Here is a 263-nt window from a genome sequence, read left to right on the forward strand (position 1 = left end):
GCCTTATGGTGCTCGTCTAAAAGACATCGTCCCCCAGTTGCAACCAAGCCCATTGGCAAAGCTGACGCATTTAACGATTTATCGTGAGTCTGTTGCTGAACAGCAAAAACGCATGATTAACGAATCGCTGGATCGTTTGGAAGAATTGACGCTTGCCAGTCAATCGACGACGCGTGAAGAGGCGGCATTGCGTCAAGACGATGCCAATTTGGTTAAGCAGTTTGTCGCCAAAGCCCGTAATGTTAAAACCACTGGTCAAATCG

At 47.9% G+C, this 263-nt stretch carries 1 pseudogene; it reads left to right on the forward strand.

The annotated features are described in order from the left end of the window. A pseudogene (locus AAEZ02_RS22710) lies at positions 1–263 on the forward strand (polysaccharide biosynthesis/export family protein); the annotation flags it as partial.

This window comes from Shewanella sp. T24-MNA-CIBAN-0130, from assembly GCF_040310185.1.
GTDB classification, from domain to species: domain Bacteria; phylum Pseudomonadota; class Gammaproteobacteria; order Enterobacterales; family Shewanellaceae; genus Shewanella; species Shewanella psychromarinicola.